The following is a 19,543-nucleotide window of genomic DNA, read 5'->3' as shown; positions in this document are numbered from 1 at the left end:
ACAGCTGGAGAAACCGATTGAAGATTCTTTCTAGCCGATAAAATAGGCTATTCAGAAAAATAATATAAAAGTCCTTGCCCTAAGAAAGCAAGGACTTTTTTTTATATTTACAATAATGTAAATTGACGAACGTGAATTCTGGTATAAAAATTCGATTACTCCTACTTATTCTGACTTTATGCTTTATAGGAACAGCTATTACCATTAAAGAATCTGTTACCAATAAGGAAATACTAGACATTGACACAAAATCGCTCAATGATTATATCGCGCAACAAGAGAAAAAAGTCGATCGTATTTTTAATGATTCACTCCTGCTCAAGACGTTTAAAAATTATGATCAGTATCCAATAGCCGTCTATCAGGCGTTCGAAAAGTTTAAAAACAATGAAAGGGTGTATTTATTCCTCTTTAAGGACCATGAACCGAAAATGTGGAGCACACATCTTTTTGTCCCTATCACAGATCAGGGATTTTTGGAAAAATCCAATTTTATTCAAGATGATAACCGCTCCTACGTCGTACGTAAGAAAACGATCGGCAATATCAGTATCCTTGCCTATATCATTGTAAAGGGATATACAAACAACAATAATCCTTACTTAAATAGTTCATTGAAGCGGAACTTCTTTGACTCCAGAAATATTGATATTGCCTCCTATACAGATACGGTCACCATTAAAAATATCTATAGCAATGAGGGATCTTATCTGTTCTCGGTTAAGCTAAAAGACGGAGAACATGAAAATGCCTATACGATTTTGCAATTCTTCTGCTGGCTGCTGGCTTGGATTGCTTTATTGATTTTCTTTAATAGTCTTTGTCTTCATATGGCCAAGACAGGAAGAGCCTGGTGGTCTGCCCTCCTACTCTTATCGGTATTCAGTCTTGTCAAATTTGCCGATCTTAAATGGAACTTACTTTCCGAAAATGCAACATTTTCGATTTTTGACTCGCGCAATTACGCTTATAACCGCTTCTTTCCCAATATATGGTCCGTAATGTCGACCACCATATTGGTACTGTGGCTCGTTCTCTTTATTTATTCAATTCGTAAAGAGCTGAATTTTGACAAGATAAAAAACATCCGGCTCTTTAGAATTCCAATCGCCATCGGATTTATATTAAGCATCTATCTATCTTTTGGCCTCTTGTATGATATCGCCGGCACATTAATTACCCATTCCAACAATATCTATTTTGACTTCACGAAACTGGTCGATTTACGTTTCTTAAGCTGGGTAGATCTCGGTATTGTTGGCCTCGGTATTTTAGCCTTGAGTATCTATATCGATCTCGTACTATTTTTCCTTAAAAAACTGGAGTTAAAACCGACACAGCTCCTCAACATTCAATTGGCATGTGTCATTTTTGTCATTCTGATCATTTCCTTCTATATCGAGAAAAACAGTCTGGTCAACTTGCTGCTCGCACTCATCATCCTGATTAAATCTTTTGGCGAGAAGTATTTTGACCGCCATATATTAACAAATTATATCGCCGTCCTGATACTCTGGGCGATTATCAGTGCGATCACACATGCGCGCTTCTACCAGGAACGGAATCTGATCGACATGAAAATCTTATTGAGCAATCTGCAATCAGAAGATGATGTTAATGCTGTTTCTCTTTTCTCTGATATCGAAAGCAGCATCGCCAACGATAAAGAACTAAAACATCTATTCAATATAAGCCTTCCATATACCAATACGGAAGGGATCAACGATTTTATCAAGAAAAAGTACTTTAGCGGTTATCTTTCCAAATATGAGTTCAAAGCGTATTATTATGATCAGAACAATATTCCGCTCAACCCAGCTAGCCGAAATAAGATCAATGAATACAGAGAAAAGGTAATCAATAAATCGATAAAAGTGACTCAAAACTTTTATCGTGCAAGTGCTGAATTAGGAACCCATGAATATTTTTCCATTATTCCAGTCTCCATTGATCAAAATAGAATTGTCAACGTCATTATCAATCTGTCCAATAAAGACTTTAGTTATACTGTCCCTTATCCTGAAATCCTCACGGATATGCGGATCAACAATTCGCAGTATTATAATAAAGGGGATTATTCAATAGCCCTCTATAAAGGTGGCTCCCTGATCACTCAGTTTGGGAAATATACCTACGAGAATAATCTAAGAGGGCTCAAGGGGGCTCCTGGTGAATATATTGAGGTACTGGACCGGGATGCTTATCTTCATATGGCTTATGTTGCCAATAAATTCTCAACATACGTTATCAGCAAAGAGAAACCTTCTTTTTGGGATTACCTCGCGACAACTTCATTTCTGTTCCTGGTATTCTTTATGATTTTTATGTTTTTTCATTTCATAAAATCATTCTATATCTTTCTCAAAAACACCAAACTTACTTTCCGTAATTTAAAATACCAATTTTACAAAATAGTCAATAAAATACAGTACTCTACACGTATTCAGACATCAATTATCTCTTCCGTTATTCTGGCTATTCTTATATCGGCTGTGATTTCCTATATAAGCATCAACAAACAACTTTACAATAACAATAAAGCCAATAAGGAACGTTTTATTATTGAACTTGGCAAGCGGATGGAAAATATGCTGACCTATACGGATGAAACTTCCAATGAGACGCAGCTCATCAGCATGCTCAAAACACTGTCTGAAACGATCTCCAAAGATTTCAACCTCTATTCTAAATCAGGCAGATTGCTATATAGCTCTCAGCGCAGAATTTACGATCTGGAGCTTTTCTCGACTTTCATTAACCCAGCAGCGTTAAAGAATCTCTCCATATTAAAAAAATCAGAGACAATTGAAGATGAGCGGATAGGTACTTTCCAATTTGAGACCAGTTATGCGACTATCAGGGACAAAAATTATAATACGTTGGCCTATATTGGAATTCCGAATTTTTCGCTCCAGAAAGAAGAAAATATCAATAAAAATCTTCTTTTAAATACGATCGTGAATATCTATTCGTTGATCATCATCGGTTTTGGTTTTTATGCAACGTTCGTCGCCAATAGTGTCACCAATCCATTGAGCATCATCAGTAAGAAGATTTCACAGCTACGTTTGGGACAGCCCAATGAACCACTCTTTTGGCAACGAAATGACGAAATAGGCACATTGATCAAAGAATACAATCTCATGATCATCAAACTGGAGGACTATGCGAACAAGATCAAAGATACCGAGCGCGAGTCTACCTGGCGTGAGATGGCCCAACAGATCGCACATGAGATCAAAAATCCATTAACACCAATGAAACTAGGTATTCAGCAACTTCGTAGATCATACAAAGATGACGACCCTAAATTTCCGGATCGTTTCAATAAATTCTCCACCTCATTCATTGAGCAAATCGATGCATTGACACATATCGCATCGGAATTTTCGCATTTTGCCAAATTTCCAAATACGGTTATGGAAAACATTAATATTATAGAGAAAGTAACAAAGTCCATTTCCTTGTACAACAATACACCAAATGTAAGTATTCGTCTCATTAATAATGCTGATCATAAGACACTTATTGTCAAAGCTGATGGTAATGAGCTATTGAGAACCTTCAACAATCTGATCAAAAATGCAATTGAAGGTGGTTATGGGCGAAAAAATATGAAGATAGAAATCTCCATTGAGCGCTACTCGGACAAATTTGTCAAGATAGATATCAAAGACAATGGTTATGGCATTCCCAAGGAGATGCAGGATAAGATATTTCAGATTAATTTCACCACAAAAAGCTCGGGAAATGGCTTAGGGTTGGTTCTTGTCAAAAAAACAATTGAAGCGAGCAATGGACAGATTTATTTCGAGACAGTTGAGGGTGAAGGAACAACGTTTCATATACTGCTTCCTTTGCAACAGATAGAGTCTTAATAGCTGCAAAACCAAAGTTAGCATCATACTTTATAGAACAACTATGCAATACCACGAGCTTATCGACCCAATAACAGCCTATAGCTCAAAATCTGTCCTTTGCTGATCGCTTTGTTGCATTATCATTTGAGGATAACTAAAGATATCATACCATAACTAAAAAAGCTCCTTGAAATTCAAGGAGCTTTTTTATCTGTTTATTTGTTTTTAACGCAGTACAACAGTAGATCGTCCCATGATTGCATTATCTTCATATAATAATACGGTATAGGCACCTTTGGAAAATCCGTCCTCTGCAGCCCAGTATACGATATAATCTTCACCTTTGTTGGTAAATAAGATGTTGTGTTTAAAAGTATATTGCAATTTTTCGCCATGCACATAGAAGATATTATCTCCCTGTACAACCAAATTTCCTTGGGGATCGATAATTCGGACAAATATATCACGTTCACCATTTTTGGCTAAGGGATTATCCGCAATAGTAAAATTGATTTTTAACTTATCGATTTTCTTGGCACGCTCTTCAACAAATTCCTTTCCATTCTTCTTAACTTCAAGCCCATTGATACTAATACTTGAAACTTTTAGTGCCGAAGCAGTTGCCACTTTCTCTTTCAGCTCTGAATTTGAGGTAACCAAAGAAGTGATTTGTTTTTCCTTTTCGACGACTGATTCGTTTAAATTGGAGTTTTGTTTTGATAAGATTTGATTTTCCTGAATGAGACGTTGCACATTGACACGATAAGTATCTACCTGCTTTTTGAGCTGGTTGATCTTATGTTGCGCTTCATCAATATCTTTTGGCGTAATACTCTTATTTTCAAGCTTTTTACGAAGTTCCGCAATCTCTGCTCTTGAATCGTCTTTCTGTACGGTCATCTCTGGTGTCAACTGAACATTTTCTACATCAATCTTATCCAATTCAGCTTCTATGCGATCAATCTGTACCTGAAGATTTTCCTTTTCTACTGTAAGCGTATAGACCTTTTCACCGTTGGTCTTAAACTTGACATAAAAATATATGTTCGTTGCAAGTAATGCGGCTATAGCAATAATAAAGAAGTAGATCTTTGAGGAATCTTTCTTCTTTTCTTCTTCTTGCTTACTTGAAACAACTTCTGAATTCATCATAATATACTGTCATCATAGGTATAAATTTATACCAATAAATGTTTAAACAAAAATTATTCCAGTTTTATTTTTTATTTCCAATTATAGATTATTCAAAATAATTCAAGGTCTCAAATCCGCCTCGTTTCAAGTATTCTTCCTTTCTCATCAAATGAAGATCAGATTGTACCATATCTGTTACTAACATTTGGAGATCATATTTTGGTGTCCATCCGAGTTTTGTGTTGGCTTTGGTCGGATCACCGATTAATAGATCAACTTCCGTAGGTCTATAGTAAGCGGGATCAACTTTGACAACAGTCTGACCAAACTTAATCAAGGACTTATCAATATTTAACTCTGATAGGCGCTCCTCGTCAATATCAATGATTACACCCTTTTCTTGTTCACCTTTTCCACTGAATTCAATTTCAATGCCCAATTCGGCAAAGGCCATGCGAACAAAGTCCCTAACGGTTGTGGTCACCCCGGTAGCGATCACGAAATCTTCAGGAGTGTCCTGCTGCAGAATCAGCCACATTGCTTCCACGTAATCTTTGGCATGCCCCCAGTCACGTTGTGCAGACAGATTACCAAGGTATAATCTATCTTGCAGTCCGAGTGCGATCTTTGCTACTGCTCGGGTAATTTTACGTGTCACAAAAGTCTCTCCCCGTACAGGGCTCTCATGATTAAATAAAATACCGTTACAGGCATACATCTTATACGCCTCGCGGTAATTTACCGTAATCCAATAACCGTACATTTTTGCCACAGCATAGGGGCTTCTTGGATAAAATGGCGTCGTTTCACTCTGTGGGACCGCTTGCACCAATCCATACAGTTCGGAAGTCGAAGCTTGATAAATGCGGGTTTTTTCAATCATTCCCAATAACCTAACAGCCTCTAAAATCCGTAATGTACCGATACCGTCTGCATTTGCAGTATATTCGGGTGTATCAAAGCTAACTTTTACATGGGATTGCGCTGCAAGATTATAAATCTCATCAGGCTGTGTTTCTTGTATAATGCGAATCAAGTTGGTTGAATCCGTCAAATCACCGAAATGCAAGGTAAAATTTCTATTGTCAAGATGAGGATCTTGATAAAGATGGTCAATACGATCTGTATTAAATAAAGAGCTCCGGCGTTTTAGACCGTGTACTTTGTAACCTTTCTTCAATAGGAATTCTGCTAGATAGGCACCATCTTGTCCTGTAATGCCTGTGATTAAAGCAGTTTTCATGTTTTGTTCAGCCATGTTTCTCTCTAGATTAAGCAATACCTGACGAAATCGCTAGGTACTTATCCCATTTCATTCTTCCAATTAATTTATCCGCTTACACGTTTACTCAAGTATAATTTTCTTCTCATTGCTTGCATAAACTCTCAAGTTTATAGCGCAAAATTAATCATCATGAATTGGGAGTGTAAAAGTATTAAATTTTAAACAAAAAAAGCTATAGGAATTCCTATAGCTTTCTGTTATTCTTCTTTTATTGCTTACGTTTAGTTTGAACGCGTAAAATTAAAGACTAAATAAGCTTCTCCATTAGCAACAGTCAATGGCATACGCATAACCAATTTATTCCCATCCGAATAAGATAAATCCAAGCGATAACCCGTTGTTACGTTCTTCGCTTTATCACCTGCATAAATCTTTTTAAATTGGAACTGAGGTTCTCCTAAACCTTTTCCAGGATTATAGATAGTCCAAAAGATCTCACGTGATGCGCCCGGTGCACATAAAGTACCCTGAGCATTAAATGTAATTGATCCTTTCCCATTTCCAATAAAATTCCATGTACTACCGACAAAACATTCAGCAGGAGCTTCCTCAAATACACTTTTAATCGTGAATGAAGAAGGTAAATTTTCTCTATCGATTGTATTCAGTGTCCACGTTCCTTTTACAGCGGATCTCCAGTCCGAAGCGCTAGGACCTGAAGCTGCACTCGTATTGGAAGAAGGATTTCCAGTTGATGTACCTTGCTTTTGTGCTCCACAAGAAAATAAGGTCACCGTAGCAAAAACAGTTGCTAATGATAAAACGAATCGATTCATATGTATATATTTTAATTTCAAATTGTATTTTTGGAGTAAATTAATCCACAAATCATGAAGATTACAGCCAAAAATCATACCATAAGCAAAATAATCGCAAAAACGCTGTTAAGGTTATTTATCATTTTATTGGCCTTCGCTTCTTATCCGCTTTTTTTAGGACAGGAAGCTAAAGGCAAATTGAACCAAATCAGCCTTGCCTTTACCAATAAGATTGCACTTGTAGCTCCTATTCTGCTGTTTTGCTTTATCATTGGATTAATGATCGCTGTGCTCAAGCACAAATATAACAGAATTGACCTAAATTGGCTATTTTCTCTTGCGACTATCTTTGGTATTTTATATTTGATATTATTGTATTCAAGAATTTACCCAACGATAGCCTAAGCGCAATTGCACAATTCGACAAAGTTTCTAACTTTGGATTCTCCAAATCGCTAATTACAGCCACACAAGATTGGACGTATAATTTCTATGGATAAAAAAAAGGGGCTCAAAATAGCCAAAAATATAGCAAAGATTATTGTTACAGTGGGGGCCTTATATTGGGTATTCAGCAAGGTATCTTTAAAAGATCTGAAAGAAGCTGTCATCAATTCCAATCCACTCTATCTTTTCCTTGCTTTAGTGGCCTACAGCATCTCCATTCTTATCTCCTCTTCGCGTTTATTAACGTTTTTAAAGGCCATCGGATTAGATGTTACCGAAAAATACAATTTAAAATTGTACCAACTTGGCTTATTTTATAACCTCATTCTACCGGGTGGTGTCGGCGGAGATGGTTATAAGATATTCTTCCTCCGAAAACGGTTCAATATTAAAGGGAGAAAATTATTTACGGCTCTATTTTTAGATAGATTGAGTGGACTCTGGGCACTATGCTTGATTATAGGGGCACTAATTACTTATATGCCACAACTGGGGATTCCAAACTATCTGACCATTATTCTATTTATCGTTGGGAGTATCCTCTACTATTTTATCGTTACCAAATTCTTCGGAGAATACAAGGCTACATTTCTAAAAGCCCACTTAAAAGCCATCGGAGTACAGTCTATGCAAGTCATCGCCGCAATACTAATACTCTATGCACTGGGATTTAGCGGTAAATTTTCTCCTTATCTCTTTTTATTCCTTGCTTCTTCGCTGGTTTCGATTATTCCTTTTTCCGTTGGGGGGTTGGGGATGCGTGAGCTTGTGATTCTATGGGGTGCCGGGATATTTCAAGTGGACTCACACAATGCAGTTTTAATCACGTTATTATTCTATATTATTTCTGCACTCGTGGCTCTTTCAGGAATTTATTTTATATTTCATCCGAAAGCAATTGGAGAAGACAAATTACCTTCTGTAGAAGAAGTCGAACAAAGTCAAAAACTAGAAGAATAAACATGGCAAATATTATTATTACAGGGGCAAGCAGTGGTGTTGGATTTGAAGCAGTATTGGATTTGACCTCTAAAAAGGACAACAAAGTAATTGCATTGGCTAGATCAGCGGACAAACTGAGAAAACTCCATGAAATTGCCAGCCAGCTCAATTATGATGGCGGCACGTTATATCCTGCCCAATTTGATATTGTCTACGATGACTACGCCACACTGGTTCCGTTCATTCAATCAAAATTTGATAAGGTCGATATTTTGATCAACAATGCAGGAGCACTCATCAATAAACCTTTTATGGAAACTGATGGAAAAGATTTTGCCGAAATGCTACAGACCAACGTAATGGGGCATGTCAATATGATACAACATGTTGTCCCAATGATGCAAGAGGGTTCACATATAGTCAATATTAGTAGCATGGGTGGATTCCAGGGCTCCATGAAATTCCCCGGACTTGCGGCCTATTCAACCAGTAAAGGAGCATTAGCGATCCTGACAGAATGTTTAGCCGAAGAGTTTAAAGAAAAGGGAATCAAAGTCAACTGTCTGGCTTTGGGATCTTCCCAGACTGAAATGTTTGAAGCTGCATTCCCTGGTGTCGAAGCGGGTACATTAGCCTTTGAAATGGGACGTTATATTGCTGATTTTGCTCAAAACGGACAGCACTATTTCAATGGTAAAATACTTCCAGTGGCCAATACAACGCCCTAATTGAAACAGCACGCTTCAAAGAGATATCCCTTTATCGAATACAATCAGGGCCATTTAATATCCTATTAAATGGCCCTGAGCTTTTTAATTCTATTTGATCCGCAAAGAAATCTTAAAATTCTCGGCCTTTAGTTCATTCAATCAATTTGTCTTCAGCTTAAGCCATTTCGTAAGGTCATCCATCAATTGTTCATTAAAGCTTTCTGAGTTTTCAAAATATTCTTCAATTTTTCCAGTTTGCGCATTTTGAAAAAGGTGATTCAGATTGGGATAATCCTTAATTGTGACATCGGTGGTGTTTAAGTGCAAACGCTGGAGACAATAGATATTTTCATTGGTAGGAACTTGAACATCCTTTCCTCCAAAAGAAGCAAAAATCGGCACTTTAACCTGCTTCAGATAATAAGCCGGATCGATGCGGAGAAACGTCCTAAACCAAGGGCTCATCATTGGACTAAGTTTAATCTTCATATCAGGAGTCAGCGGATTCCCGTTATTTTGATGAATAAGTTCCTCTTCCATCGATGCGGCCAATACTTTTGGTGGCTCATCTTCCAATAGAATATTATACAATTTTCGATTATTTACTTTATTTATATCCAAAGCCTTTTCAGATAAACCTCCGGCTTTTCCCAGTGCGTAACTTTGTAAAATCAGCAGAGAATCACCTTTAATCACGGGTCCGGATAGAAGCGCTATATATTTTACTTTATTACTTTCTGATGCCACTATTTCAGCAATTAAAGCACCCTCACTATGACCGATTATCCCTATTTTCTCTCCATTAATATTCGTTTTCTTACTTAAAAAATCGACTGCGGCATTAGCGTCAGAGGCAAAGTCAATCGTTGTTGCTAAATTAACTTCTCCTTTAGAGCCGCCTACCCCCCGATCATCATAGCGCAATACGGCAAAGCCATTTTTGGTAAGATGATCTGCAAGTACCTTAAAAGGCCTGTGCCCGAACACCTCCGAATCCCTATTTTGCTGCCCACTGCCATTGACTAATACCACCGCAGGAAATGGCCCTCCGCTTTTGGGATAAGTCAGGGATCCTGTAAGTAGCGCATTGCCCGCGCTATTTTTGAACTGCACTTCCTCTTCCGTATAGCTATACGGAGGAAATACATCCTGTTTACGAGAAAGCCCGCTCTGTTCGTTCTCGCTTCGTACCAAAATCATAGCAGATTCAAAAGGCCCTTGTTTCATCACCCCTTTCATCACATCTTTATCCCGATCCAAAAAGCCTGCGTAAACAAGACCTATATTTTTAACGTCCATCCAAATGGAATCCTGCTCGATGCGTATTTGATTTATTGTAAATTTCTGTGCGGTTTGCATCGGACTCTCAAAGGTTCCATTCCACTTTCCTGCATTATCTTTTTGAATATTGAACACCAGCAAGAGCTTCTGCCCGGAAACCTCAACCTCCCCCTTCCATGAACCATCAAATGTCTGTGCATGGCAACATGAAAAATGGAAACAAATGATAAATAGGTATAAAATTCTTCTCATTGTCGTTTTTTACTAGAAATTAAACTGTATACATAGATCCAGTATAAAATATAATGCCACAAATAGTATACTGATCCCAATCTTCTTATTATTAACTGCGACATTCATGCCCTTGACCAATAGATAGAATTGATAAAACAGTAATAATAAACTGATGATTCCAAACATACCAAACAAGAACATCTCCGTTTTATCAACCCCAGCCAATGCATGATCGCCGCTTTGCACTGCCTTTAAGATTTGATCCGTGAATTTGTCCTGGTTTAGAAGTTTCCCTAAAAATAACACAAGATAAAGCGGGAATGGCGTAATTAACACAACATTCATGACATCAATGATCCTGGTCTTTCTGTTTAATAATATCCCTATACCGTATAGAAGTACAAAAGGAGCCAAGACCATATAGGCATGAACACGCAATACAGCCCATAGAGAAACCGTCATTTCTGGTTGATAGAAATGCATAAATCCATTGAACTGCTGACCCGATAAATAAATAATATAGCTTGATAACAAGAATCCGAAAACACCCGCAAAGAATAATTTCCACTCCGTAAATTCGGCAAATGGATTCTGAAAAATCTGTTTAACTTTCATTTTTTTAAGAATTGAGATAAGTTCAGCTGTTCGATCTCTGCTGGATTTTGGGTTCCTATAAGCAATACTTTACCATTTCCCAGTGTAAGTTGTAGACCTATGTTGCCCCGAGCTGAAAAAGCCCGCCCTCTCACCCCTCTCCGCAATCCCCATCCACCAAACTCACCAATCGGATTATATTTTCGCACCTCAATAGATTGTATATCTGACCACTGCACGCTTTTTTGATAGAAGTTGAAAGGAAAAAAATAGACTTCAACCCCGTCTTCATGAATCGTAGTCTTTAATCTCAACACAGCAAAGAGTCCCCACAATACTAAATTGATCCAGAAGCCCGGCGATTGAAATAATGGAACAAAATTCAACCGCAAGAGATCATGCCAATGCACAGAAAAGCCAGCCACACTGACAGTTAAAAGGACCAGACAAAGCCACCAACTAAAAAAAGATTGGCTTTCGGTATAAAGTGTATTATTTTTCATCTTGATATAATTATTCGATTATCAATTATCCGATTCCGCAGGCGACTAAATACTTCTGTTCCCAACAGTATTGTTTGTCTGAGCAAGGGATTTCAATTTGTGAATCAGATCGTCGAGGATATTACGGACCGTCGGATAGGATTTGCCCATCTGATTTGCCATTTCTTTTAAACTTCCTGAGTGCATCAAAAAATTCAGGACAAATTCTTGTTCCTCGACGGTAAGTTGCATCAACAAGGGTAGTGAAAATTTACCGACAACTTCAGTCTCACAGGAGTCGCACACCAACTTAGAAACTTTTAACTTCGCTTCGCAACAGGGACAATCAATTGGTATTTTTTTCATTAAATAATATCTATATCAATATTATTAAAGATAGTATTAATAATGTTAAAACAAAACACCATAAAATCAATATTTTTTAAAAACCATTGCTTAATGATATATTTGTATCATTAAATAACATTTATGAAGAAGTTTTTAGGCTATTTCCTATCTATAATATTTTGGTTTTGTTTTGGTTTATCCTTGATTATCTTTCACCCTATACAGTGGTTATGTTTAAAACTTGGTGGATATAATGCACACAAAAAAAGTGTAGATATGTTAAATGCTTGTCTGGTTGCCTGTTATTACACGCTATTTAATCGGGTAACATTTATCGACAATAAACATATTCCAACAGGACAGCCTATTGTGTTTGTTGCCAATCACCAAAGCACTTTTGATATTCCGCCAATGATCTATTTCTTACGCAGGTTTCATGGAAAGTTTATTTCTAAAATAGAACTTGCCAGTGGGATACCTAGCATCTCCTTTAACCTGAAACATGGTGGAGCCGCAAATATAGATCGCAATGACCCCAAACAATCTATTGCTGAGATCCTGAAACTTGCCAACAATATGAAAACCAAAAACTGGTCGGCGTTTATTTTTCCGGAAGGGACGCGGTCAAAAACGGGGAAAATGAAGGCTTTCCATGTGGGTGGAATTGCGACATTATTAAAGAAAAATCCAAACGCACTCGTTGTTCCTATCGCCATCACGGGATCGTATGAAATGGTACAATATGGCATGTATCCACTGACCCCTTTTCTTCATATGACCTGGGAAGTTTTAAATCCATTGGATACCGAAGGGAAAAGTATTGAGGAGATCGTAAAATTAGCGGAAGAGACGATAAAACTAAAGGTCGAAAAATAGCGACGATCTACTTCACTTGCCTTCCTTTCCAATCATATTTCCCGACATTGCCCAGTATGCCGATATAGGCTAAATAAAGAACATGGGCTAAGCTCAGTAACGGAAGGTATAATAAAAGTTCTTTTCTACACGCAAATGTGGTCAAAGGCTGAATAAAAAGAAATTCCACAGTCATCTTTAATAGCAACGCGAACAGTACGACCCACGCTACAAATTTCACACCACAAAGCGCAAGAACTGCAGCAACCAAAATCAATAAATTGAAAAACCAAATGGAAATCCCCAATGCAATGACACCTTTGTTTTTATATTTTGTACTTTTTGAAGCCCAGCGTCTGCGCTGGCTAATGAATGACTTCAAATCTGGTTTGGCATCCGTATAAACAACAGCCTCTTTTGACTTGCAAAACGTGATTCTTTCAGGATATTGTCCAGCAACTTTGTGTAGAAAAAGTTCATCATCACCGGATGCAAGTTCATCAATTCCCTTAAATCCGCCCATTTGTTTAAAAATATCTTTTCGATAAGCCAAATTCGCACCATTACAGGTTGTCGGTTTTTTGTTGCCAATGCCAGCTGCACCCAGACCTATCAAATACAAGAATTCCAAGGTCTGCAGCCGTTCAAAGAAACTCTTTTCTTCTGAATAGAGCACGGGAGAAGACTGTAGATAAGCATCTTCCTTTTCAAATGTACTGATAACCGTTGCTAACCAATTCGGTCCCATTCGACAGTCTGCATCGGTAGTTATGATAATTTCCCCTTGACAGCATTCTATAGCCCTTGAAATCGCCAGCTTCTTGTATGAGTTCAAACGGCCATTTTCGTTCAATTGAATAAGTTTAACACCTTGCTCTGCATATTCTTTCACAATCAACGACGTATTGTCGTCTGAATGGTCGTCGATTATAATAAGCTCCAGGAGAGCTGGCGGATAATTCTGTCCCAAGATAGATTTAATGGTGCGTCTAATATTGAACTCTTCATTACGTGCGGCAATAATCACAGATATGGACTTTGTTGGACGGGCAAGATTGTTGGGCACTGGGATGAGGCTCCAGCCTCTACGCATCCATAAAACTAGAATTGCGTATACGCAAGCAAAAATGATCAATAAATAGTTAAGAATTTGTATCACCGAAAAAATTAATCTTAAAAACAAAAATAGAACCAAATATAGCTGGAAGAATTAAATTAACGAACCAAATACAGGAAACAATAGCCATAACAGCAATTTCCTGTGTGGTAATATAGCTATATAGATTGCTTGCTACAAAACTTCTAACACTGAAATCGAAAATATCCAATGTTGGTAGGGCCGCCTGAACAAAAAACAGGATAAAAATCATCAGAATCATGGATAAAAGCGGTAGCTCGGGTAAAGTCAGTTTCATCAAGATGATATACTGGGAAGTGAAAATGATAAATCGCGCCAAAGAATTTAAAAGAACAATACAAAGCTCACGCGTTGAATAGTGTTCCAATACCTCAAAGAAAGGTTTAATCCGCGCAAGGAACTTTATTTTACCGACCAATGCATCAATCCATTTTACGTTGAAATATAAGATAACAAATCCCGCGGCATAGATAATGGCAAGCAGCCATACGCCAAATTGTACGGTTAAAGGTGTAGAAAGAAACTGACAAATAAACCAAGCAATACTTAATGCGCCGGCAACGCTCGTTAGCACAAGCTGTGCAAATAATCCAACGCCCATCGCGACAGCTCCTTTTGCCCTATTTTGAGGTTGCAAAAACAGAACCCGTCCACCATACTCGCCAATCCGATTGGGTGTAAAAATAGCCCAAGTAAGTCCACAAAAAACGGATTGGAATGACTGCCAAAATGAAATACGCTCCAGTTTAGATGCAAGATACCGCCATTTGACAACTTCAAGCAACCAATTGACTAGCATTAAAACCACAATCAAAATAAGGGTCCATACAACGGAATGCTGTTCTAAACCTGCAATTAGGGTTTTAAACTTCTCAATATTGCTTCTATCGGATACCTTCACGACAATATACCAGGTCGCAAGGGCAAAAACCAGTATCTTCAATAAAAGACTGATATATTTTTTTTGTCTTCCAGTCAACTTTTGATAATTAGAGAGCAATGTTACTAAATTTTAGCCAAATGATTAAGTTTTGTCGAATGCAATCCGCGAATAAAACGCAAAATTTGTAATATTGTATATGCAGAAGGAAAAGGCGAAAGAAAGAATAATTTTAGGTATCGACCCCGGCACCGTTATACTCGGATATGGCATCATCAAGGAAGTGGGTAATACCCTATCTTTAATTTCAATGGGGGTCATCAAAATGGGACATTTAGATGACCATGCCTTAAAACTACAGCGCATTTTTAAGAAGACTTCTGCCTTAATGCAAGAATATAATCCCGACTGTGTCGCCCTCGAATCTCCATTTTATGGTAAAAACATACAGGTCATGCTCAAATTGGGCCGGGCTCAAGGTGTTGCCATGGCTGCGGCACTTGCTCAGGATATTCCCATCTTTGAATATTCTCCAAGAAAAATAAAACAATCCGTTACAGGAAATGGGAATGCCACGAAGGAACAGGTATCTGCGATGCTAAAAAATCTATTAAAATTTGAGGAAACACCTCAATTTCTGGATGCCACCGACGGTTTAGCAATTGCCGTATGTCATTCCTTTCAGAAGAATGCCGTATCTGGCAGCAGCAAATCCTACTCGGGATGGTCAGCTTTCATCAAAGACAATAAAGATAGAATCAAGTAATTACATTTGCACCTGACGAATCACATTCTTCACATTTAACTCCACAATATCGGTCATCGTTTTACATTTGAGGTAAGAATTATTCTGATAAAATTCAGCATAGCCTTCCCGTAACTGTTTGATATTTTCCAAGGTCGAGAGCACCTGCGTTTGTGAGGCGTCCCGCAGATCAGCGATCCGATGTCTTTCGCTCCGCACCCTGTGCACAATGGAAGAACGCTCTTCCTGCTGGTATTGCAGTACAGTTTTCTCATTTAAATGTTCCATCGCCAATTTCACATAAGGAAGATTCTCCTTGAAAAATTGCGGCATATACACTTTCGGATTTCCTTCATAAAATTGCTGGTCAAAATCTATGGCTCTAATCCTAAACTGAAAATCGTCAAAATCCGGCGTGATCTGCATGACAAAATTGTAGGCCCGCATATCACCCAGCAGCGTGATAATACATCGTTCGTTAAACTTGACAAATTCTTTGGAAATACGGGTTAAATTGTAATCAGGTGAGAACATCCGTGTTTTTGAAAATGTATCTCCTGGGATCCCAACAATATGTTCTTCAACCAGCGTATCGTGATCTACCATATAATTCACCTGATTGGGGGACAATATTTCTTCCAATTCCAATCCGTAAATACGCGAAGCATCGGCCTGTTTGATGTAAAAATAATCGTAAACATCATTTAATCGGTTAACAATACGAATGCGAAAGGGCTTAGTATTGCCAAAACCACAGTATTCTACGCGATCGATATATTTATGCTGTACGATTCGGGTATTGCCCGATGCTTTCAGTTTAGCATAAATCACCTTCAACCCGTCATATAATTGGTCCATAAGGTATTGCGGATACATGGGGGTTTCCCAAAAAGTGTCGTTACCAAATTTATCCATGACAGGTACGGTCTCCGTAAAATTCAGTAGATCCTTGTAGCCTATCGGCAGCTTTTCATCACGCTGATACATTTTAAGATATTTATGAAGTCCCTCCCCTACTTCAAAAATCGGTTTCTTTTTCGAAATCTTTACATCTTGAACTTCTTCCATCGCTATTCCGTATTTAGATTTTTTATTTACATCAGCATTACGAACTCTACTCCTTTTTATATCCTATCCCCTCCATCAAACGAACTGATCAGGTGTCTTAATATACCGCCAATTTTTTGTCAATAAGAGGGCGATACTAAAATAATTTATCTCAATCTTGATATCAACCATGAAAACAATCACTTAACCTGCAATAAAATCAGCGCTAAAACAATTATAAGCACTTTCAATCAAAAACATATAACATTATCAATATGAATAAGTATTTTTTATTAAATTTACATCTATAAACCGAAAATTCTTAGTAATTTTGAAATAAATTTAATTATTTTAGCTATTGGTCAGATTTTGATGCAACGACCAATTAATGAACACAAAAACCATTGTTAATGGAAAATCAATATGCAAACTATGATCTAGACAATTTGGATATCCAAATCTTGTCTATTCTAATGAACGATGCCTCTATTCCTTATACAGAAATAGCAAAAAAGCTAATCGTATCAGGAGGTACAATTCACGTTAGAATGAAGAAGATGGAAGAACTAGGTATCATTAGAGGGTCAAATCTAATTATCAATCCTCAAAAAGTCGGGTTTGATATCACAGCCTTTTTGGGTATCTATCTTGAAAAAGGTTCACAATATGCAGATGCGGTAGATAAATTGAAAGAAATCAAAGAAGTGGTCGAATTACATTATTGTACTGGCCAATACAGTATTTTTGCAAAAATAATCTGTAGAGATACAGTTCATCTCAGAAAAGTATTGAATGAAGATATTCAATCTGTACCTGGGATTCAACGTACCGAGACGATCATCTCCCTCGAAGAGAGTATTAAACGTCAAATCAGCTTAGTCTAGTATAAAAAAAGCTTCCATAAAAATGGAAGCTTTTTTTATACTATCTTTTCTAACATAGCAATATAGAGATCGATCCCAGCTTTAATTTCATCGATATAAATAAACTCATCTGCCATATGCGACCGAGCGCTATCACCGGGTCCCAGCTTCAGAGAAGGTACCGGAATAAGAGCCTGATCGCTCATCGTCGGTGAGCCATATACTTTACGTCCCAGCTCAATACCAGCCTTGACAATTGGGTGTGATTCAGGAATAGAAGAAGACTTCAGACGCGTCGATCTCGCTACAACCTCCGAATTCACATGAGACTTAATGATATCCAGCGTCTCTTCGTTGGAATAAGCGTCTGTGGTTCTCACATCAACAACAAAGTTACAGGTAGCCGGTACAACATTGTGCTGTGATCCCGCCTGAATTACTGTTACCGACATCTTGATAGGACCTAAGGTTGGCGACGTATGCTCAAATATATAATTTTGAAACCATTCAATATCTTTGATCGCTTTATAGATCGCATTGTCCCCTTCGTTACGCGCCGCGTGTCCAGCGGTCCCGATAGCGGTGCAGTCCAACACCATCAGTCCTTTTTCTGCAACGGCCAAATCCAACAAAGTAGGTTCGCCCACAATAGCAAAGTCAATTGGACCAATAGCATCCAAAACAGATTCTACACCATTCTTACCCGAAATCTCTTCTTCAGCACTGGCAACAAGACAGAAGTTATATTTTAAATCATTCTGCCGATAAAAATATAAAAATGCGGCTATCAGCGACACCAAACAGCCACCTGCATCATTGCTCCCCAATCCATACAATTTCCCCTCCTCTACGGTTGCGGCTAAAGGATCTCTCGTATAACCCGTATTTGGTTTTACCGTATCGTGATGAGAGTTGAGCAGTATCGTTGGCTTATTAATATCATAGTGAACGTTATATACCCAGATATTATGACCCTTTCGATGTGTTTTGATATCCCGTTCCTGAAAGAAACCTTCAATTAAATCTGCAGTAAGTTGTTCCTCTTTACTTAAAGATGATAGTCCGATTAATTGTTTTAAAAGGGTCAGCGCATCTTCAAACAAGTTATCCCTATCCTTCATGATATAATCCTCCGGCTTTATCCGCAGACAGTTTAATTCCTTTTATAAATGCTGAACTAAAACCATTATGTTCCATTTCATTCAATCCCGCAATTGTACAGCCTTTTGGAGATGTCACCTTATCGATTTCCCCTTCTGGATGAGCATTGGTATGCAATAGCAAATCAGCAGCCCCTTTTGCAGTTTGAACTGCCATTTTAAGCGCGTCATGTGCATGAAACCCAATTTCAACTCCACCTTGCGAAGCCGCGCGAATAGCACGTAGGAAGAACGCAATACCGCAAGCACACAATGCTGTAGCCGATGTCATAAGGTCTTCATTGATGACGACCACCGAACCAACTGTTTCAAACATCTTTTCAACTTCCTTCACACTCTCATCGGAACCATTGTCACTGGCAATACAAGTCATCGACTGGGCGATAGCTATTGCCGTATTTGGCATAGCACGTATCACGGTTGCATCAGCGCCCAACTCCGCTCGTAAATCTGCACAAGAAACTCCAGAAACAATTGAAACAAAAATCTGTTTTTCTTTATCAATTACTGGTGCGACTTCAACCAATACCTTTTTAAGTTGCTGAGGTAAGATGGCAAATACGACAATATCAGCTCCCTTTACAGCAAGCTTATTATCATTACTGACCGAGAAACCTTGGCTCGCTTCCTCAGCCAATGCACTCAAATTTCTCCGCGTCAATGTAATATCGGCAGCATCCGCAAATTCACTTTTTACAAGTCCTTTTGCCAAAGAAAGACCGATATTACCACTTCCGATAATGGTGACCTTTTTCATAGCGATCGTTGGGTTTAGGTTAG

At 38.1% G+C, this 19,543-nt stretch carries 18 protein-coding genes; 6 read left to right on the top strand and 12 right to left on the bottom strand.

The features are described 5' to 3' along the window. Positions 1-131 precede the first annotated feature (131 nt). Entirely contained in the window at positions 132-3,878 is a 3,747-nt protein-coding gene (locus tag AB1Z56_RS23605) for a sensor histidine kinase (RefSeq protein ID WP_426790336.1), read from the top strand. A 207-nt stretch (positions 3,879-4,085) separates the two neighbouring features. Here the strand turns inward: AB1Z56_RS23605 and AB1Z56_RS23600 are convergent, their stop codons facing one another. From AB1Z56_RS23600 to AB1Z56_RS23590, 3 genes are all read right to left on the bottom strand, one after another. After that, positions 4,086-5,012, bottom strand: coding sequence for a hypothetical protein (locus AB1Z56_RS23600; RefSeq protein ID WP_309364244.1), 927 nt, complete (start codon positions 5,010-5,012; stop codon positions 4,086-4,088). A gap of 88 nt (positions 5,013-5,100) precedes the next feature. Beyond that, positions 5,101-6,237, bottom strand: a complete 1,137-nt coding sequence (gene gmd, locus AB1Z56_RS23595) for a GDP-mannose 4,6-dehydratase (protein WP_309364246.1) — start codon at positions 6,235-6,237, stop codon at positions 5,101-5,103. Between the two features lie 263 nt (positions 6,238-6,500). Beyond that, the gene (locus AB1Z56_RS23590) at positions 6,501-7,055 is read right to left on the bottom strand and encodes a lipocalin family protein (protein WP_426790335.1); all 555 of its coding nucleotides are present in this window, start codon (positions 7,053-7,055) and stop codon (positions 6,501-6,503) included. A 474-nt stretch (positions 7,056-7,529) separates the two neighbouring features. Here AB1Z56_RS23590 and AB1Z56_RS23585 point away from each other — a divergent pair, with 474 nt between their 5' ends. Both AB1Z56_RS23585 and AB1Z56_RS23580 read left to right on the top strand, forming a co-directional pair. Next, positions 7,530-8,444, top strand: coding sequence for a lysylphosphatidylglycerol synthase transmembrane domain-containing protein (locus AB1Z56_RS23585; RefSeq protein ID WP_313266159.1), 915 nt, complete (start codon positions 7,530-7,532; stop codon positions 8,442-8,444). Between the two features lie 2 nt (positions 8,445-8,446). Then, positions 8,447-9,154 carry an SDR family NAD(P)-dependent oxidoreductase gene (locus AB1Z56_RS23580; protein WP_309364250.1) on the top strand — a complete coding sequence of 236 codons (708 nt, stop codon included), beginning with the start codon at positions 8,447-8,449 and terminating at the stop codon, positions 9,152-9,154. A gap of 141 nt (positions 9,155-9,295) precedes the next feature. On the opposite strand, the gene AB1Z56_RS23575 is transcribed toward AB1Z56_RS23580, so the two are convergent. From AB1Z56_RS23575 to AB1Z56_RS23560, 4 genes are read right to left on the bottom strand one after another with little or no spacing between them, the layout of a single operon-like run. Continuing rightward, on the bottom strand, positions 9,296-10,669 hold the full coding sequence (locus tag AB1Z56_RS23575) for an alpha/beta hydrolase family protein (RefSeq protein ID WP_426790334.1): 1,374 nt from the start codon (positions 10,667-10,669) through the stop codon (positions 9,296-9,298). A gap of 12 nt (positions 10,670-10,681) precedes the next feature. Further along, entirely contained in the window at positions 10,682-11,266 is a 585-nt protein-coding gene (locus AB1Z56_RS23570; RefSeq protein ID WP_426790333.1) for a hypothetical protein, read from the bottom strand. Further along, positions 11,263-11,748 (bottom strand): hypothetical protein, encoded by a 486-nt coding sequence (locus AB1Z56_RS23565; RefSeq protein ID WP_426790332.1) that lies wholly within the window; start codon positions 11,746-11,748, stop codon positions 11,263-11,265. Before AB1Z56_RS23565 ends, AB1Z56_RS23570 begins: the two co-directional genes overlap by 4 nt. Before the next feature lie 45 nt (positions 11,749-11,793). Then, complete coding sequence (locus AB1Z56_RS23560) at positions 11,794-12,093, bottom strand: DUF2089 family protein (protein WP_309364257.1); 300 nt, start codon at positions 12,091-12,093, stop codon at positions 11,794-11,796. Between the two features lie 123 nt (positions 12,094-12,216). Here AB1Z56_RS23560 and AB1Z56_RS23555 point away from each other — a divergent pair, with 123 nt between their 5' ends. Beyond that, positions 12,217-12,951, top strand: coding sequence for a lysophospholipid acyltransferase family protein (locus tag AB1Z56_RS23555; RefSeq protein WP_309364258.1), 735 nt, complete (start codon positions 12,217-12,219; stop codon positions 12,949-12,951). Positions 12,952-12,958: 7 nt separating this feature from the next. Here the strand turns inward: AB1Z56_RS23555 and AB1Z56_RS23550 are convergent, their stop codons facing one another. Together AB1Z56_RS23550 and AB1Z56_RS23545 are read right to left on the bottom strand one after the other, a co-directional pair. Then, positions 12,959-14,089 carry a glycosyltransferase gene (locus AB1Z56_RS23550; protein WP_426790331.1) on the bottom strand — a complete coding sequence of 377 codons (1,131 nt, stop codon included), beginning with the start codon at positions 14,087-14,089 and terminating at the stop codon, positions 12,959-12,961. Beyond that, positions 14,073-15,047 carry a lysylphosphatidylglycerol synthase domain-containing protein gene (locus AB1Z56_RS23545; protein ID WP_309364262.1) on the bottom strand — a complete coding sequence of 325 codons (975 nt, stop codon included), beginning with the start codon at positions 15,045-15,047 and terminating at the stop codon, positions 14,073-14,075. Before AB1Z56_RS23545 ends, AB1Z56_RS23550 begins: the two co-directional genes overlap by 17 nt. A gap of 100 nt (positions 15,048-15,147) precedes the next feature. Here AB1Z56_RS23545 and ruvC point away from each other — a divergent pair, with 100 nt between their 5' ends. Further along, positions 15,148-15,714, top strand: a complete 567-nt coding sequence (gene ruvC / locus AB1Z56_RS23540; protein ID WP_309364264.1) for a crossover junction endodeoxyribonuclease RuvC — start codon at positions 15,148-15,150, stop codon at positions 15,712-15,714. Here the strand turns inward: ruvC and AB1Z56_RS23535 are convergent, their stop codons facing one another. Then, complete coding sequence (locus AB1Z56_RS23535) at positions 15,715-16,761, bottom strand: hypothetical protein (RefSeq protein ID WP_309364266.1); 1,047 nt, start codon at positions 16,759-16,761, stop codon at positions 15,715-15,717. A gap of 389 nt (positions 16,762-17,150) precedes the next feature. On the opposite strand from AB1Z56_RS23535, the gene AB1Z56_RS23530 reads away from it, so the two are divergent. Continuing rightward, positions 17,151-17,624, top strand: coding sequence for an Lrp/AsnC ligand binding domain-containing protein (locus tag AB1Z56_RS23530; RefSeq protein ID WP_046674894.1), 474 nt, complete (start codon positions 17,151-17,153; stop codon positions 17,622-17,624). A 35-nt stretch (positions 17,625-17,659) separates the two neighbouring features. On the opposite strand, the gene AB1Z56_RS23525 is transcribed toward AB1Z56_RS23530, so the two are convergent. Next, on the bottom strand, positions 17,660-18,724 hold the full coding sequence (locus AB1Z56_RS23525; RefSeq protein ID WP_309364270.1) for a M20 family metallo-hydrolase: 1,065 nt from the start codon (positions 18,722-18,724) through the stop codon (positions 17,660-17,662). Next, positions 18,714-19,520: a pyrroline-5-carboxylate reductase gene (gene proC / locus AB1Z56_RS23520; RefSeq protein WP_309364272.1), complete on the bottom strand. Its 807-nt coding sequence runs from the start codon at positions 19,518-19,520 to the stop codon at positions 18,714-18,716. The genes AB1Z56_RS23525 and proC overlap by 11 nt, the downstream gene beginning before the upstream one ends. Between the last annotated feature and the right edge of the window lie 23 nt (positions 19,521-19,543).

Source organism: Sphingobacterium sp. WOUb80 (assembly GCF_050058145.1).
In the GTDB taxonomy this organism is placed as follows: Bacteria; Bacteroidota; Bacteroidia; order Sphingobacteriales; family Sphingobacteriaceae; genus Sphingobacterium.
This window is presented reverse-complemented; position numbering and strand designations above follow the sequence as displayed.

What these genes read in the sequence shown, in the direction of transcription:
- AB1Z56_RS23600 (WP_309364244.1), bottom strand. Translation starts at nt 5,012, where the DNA reads ATGATGAATTCAGAAGTTGTTTCAAGTAAGCAAGAAGAAGAAAAGAAG.
- gmd (WP_309364246.1), bottom strand. Translation starts at nt 6,237, where the DNA reads ATGAAAACTGCTTTAATCACAGGCATTACAGGACAAGATGGTGCCTAT.
- AB1Z56_RS23590 (WP_426790335.1), bottom strand. Translation starts at nt 7,055, where the DNA reads ATGAATCGATTCGTTTTATCATTAGCAACTGTTTTTGCTACGGTGACC.
- AB1Z56_RS23585 (WP_313266159.1), top strand. Translation starts at nt 7,530, where the DNA reads ATGGATAAAAAAAAGGGGCTCAAAATAGCCAAAAATATAGCAAAGATT.
- AB1Z56_RS23580 (WP_309364250.1), top strand. Translation starts at nt 8,447, where the DNA reads ATGGCAAATATTATTATTACAGGGGCAAGCAGTGGTGTTGGATTTGAA.
- AB1Z56_RS23575 (WP_426790334.1), bottom strand. Translation starts at nt 10,669, where the DNA reads ATGAGAAGAATTTTATACCTATTTATCATTTGTTTCCATTTTTCATGT.
- AB1Z56_RS23570 (WP_426790333.1), bottom strand. Translation starts at nt 11,266, where the DNA reads ATGAAAGTTAAACAGATTTTTCAGAATCCATTTGCCGAATTTACGGAG.
- AB1Z56_RS23565 (WP_426790332.1), bottom strand. Translation starts at nt 11,748, where the DNA reads ATGAAAAATAATACACTTTATACCGAAAGCCAATCTTTTTTTAGTTGG.
- AB1Z56_RS23560 (WP_309364257.1), bottom strand. Translation starts at nt 12,093, where the DNA reads ATGAAAAAAATACCAATTGATTGTCCCTGTTGCGAAGCGAAGTTAAAA.
- AB1Z56_RS23555 (WP_309364258.1), top strand. Translation starts at nt 12,217, where the DNA reads ATGAAGAAGTTTTTAGGCTATTTCCTATCTATAATATTTTGGTTTTGT.
- ruvC (WP_309364264.1), top strand. Translation starts at nt 15,148, where the DNA reads ATGCAGAAGGAAAAGGCGAAAGAAAGAATAATTTTAGGTATCGACCCC.
- AB1Z56_RS23535 (WP_309364266.1), bottom strand. Translation starts at nt 16,761, where the DNA reads ATGGAAGAAGTTCAAGATGTAAAGATTTCGAAAAAGAAACCGATTTTT.
- AB1Z56_RS23530 (WP_046674894.1), top strand. Translation starts at nt 17,151, where the DNA reads ATGGAAAATCAATATGCAAACTATGATCTAGACAATTTGGATATCCAA.
- AB1Z56_RS23525 (WP_309364270.1), bottom strand. Translation starts at nt 18,724, where the DNA reads ATGAAGGATAGGGATAACTTGTTTGAAGATGCGCTGACCCTTTTAAAA.
- proC (WP_309364272.1), bottom strand. Translation starts at nt 19,520, where the DNA reads ATGAAAAAGGTCACCATTATCGGAAGTGGTAATATCGGTCTTTCTTTG.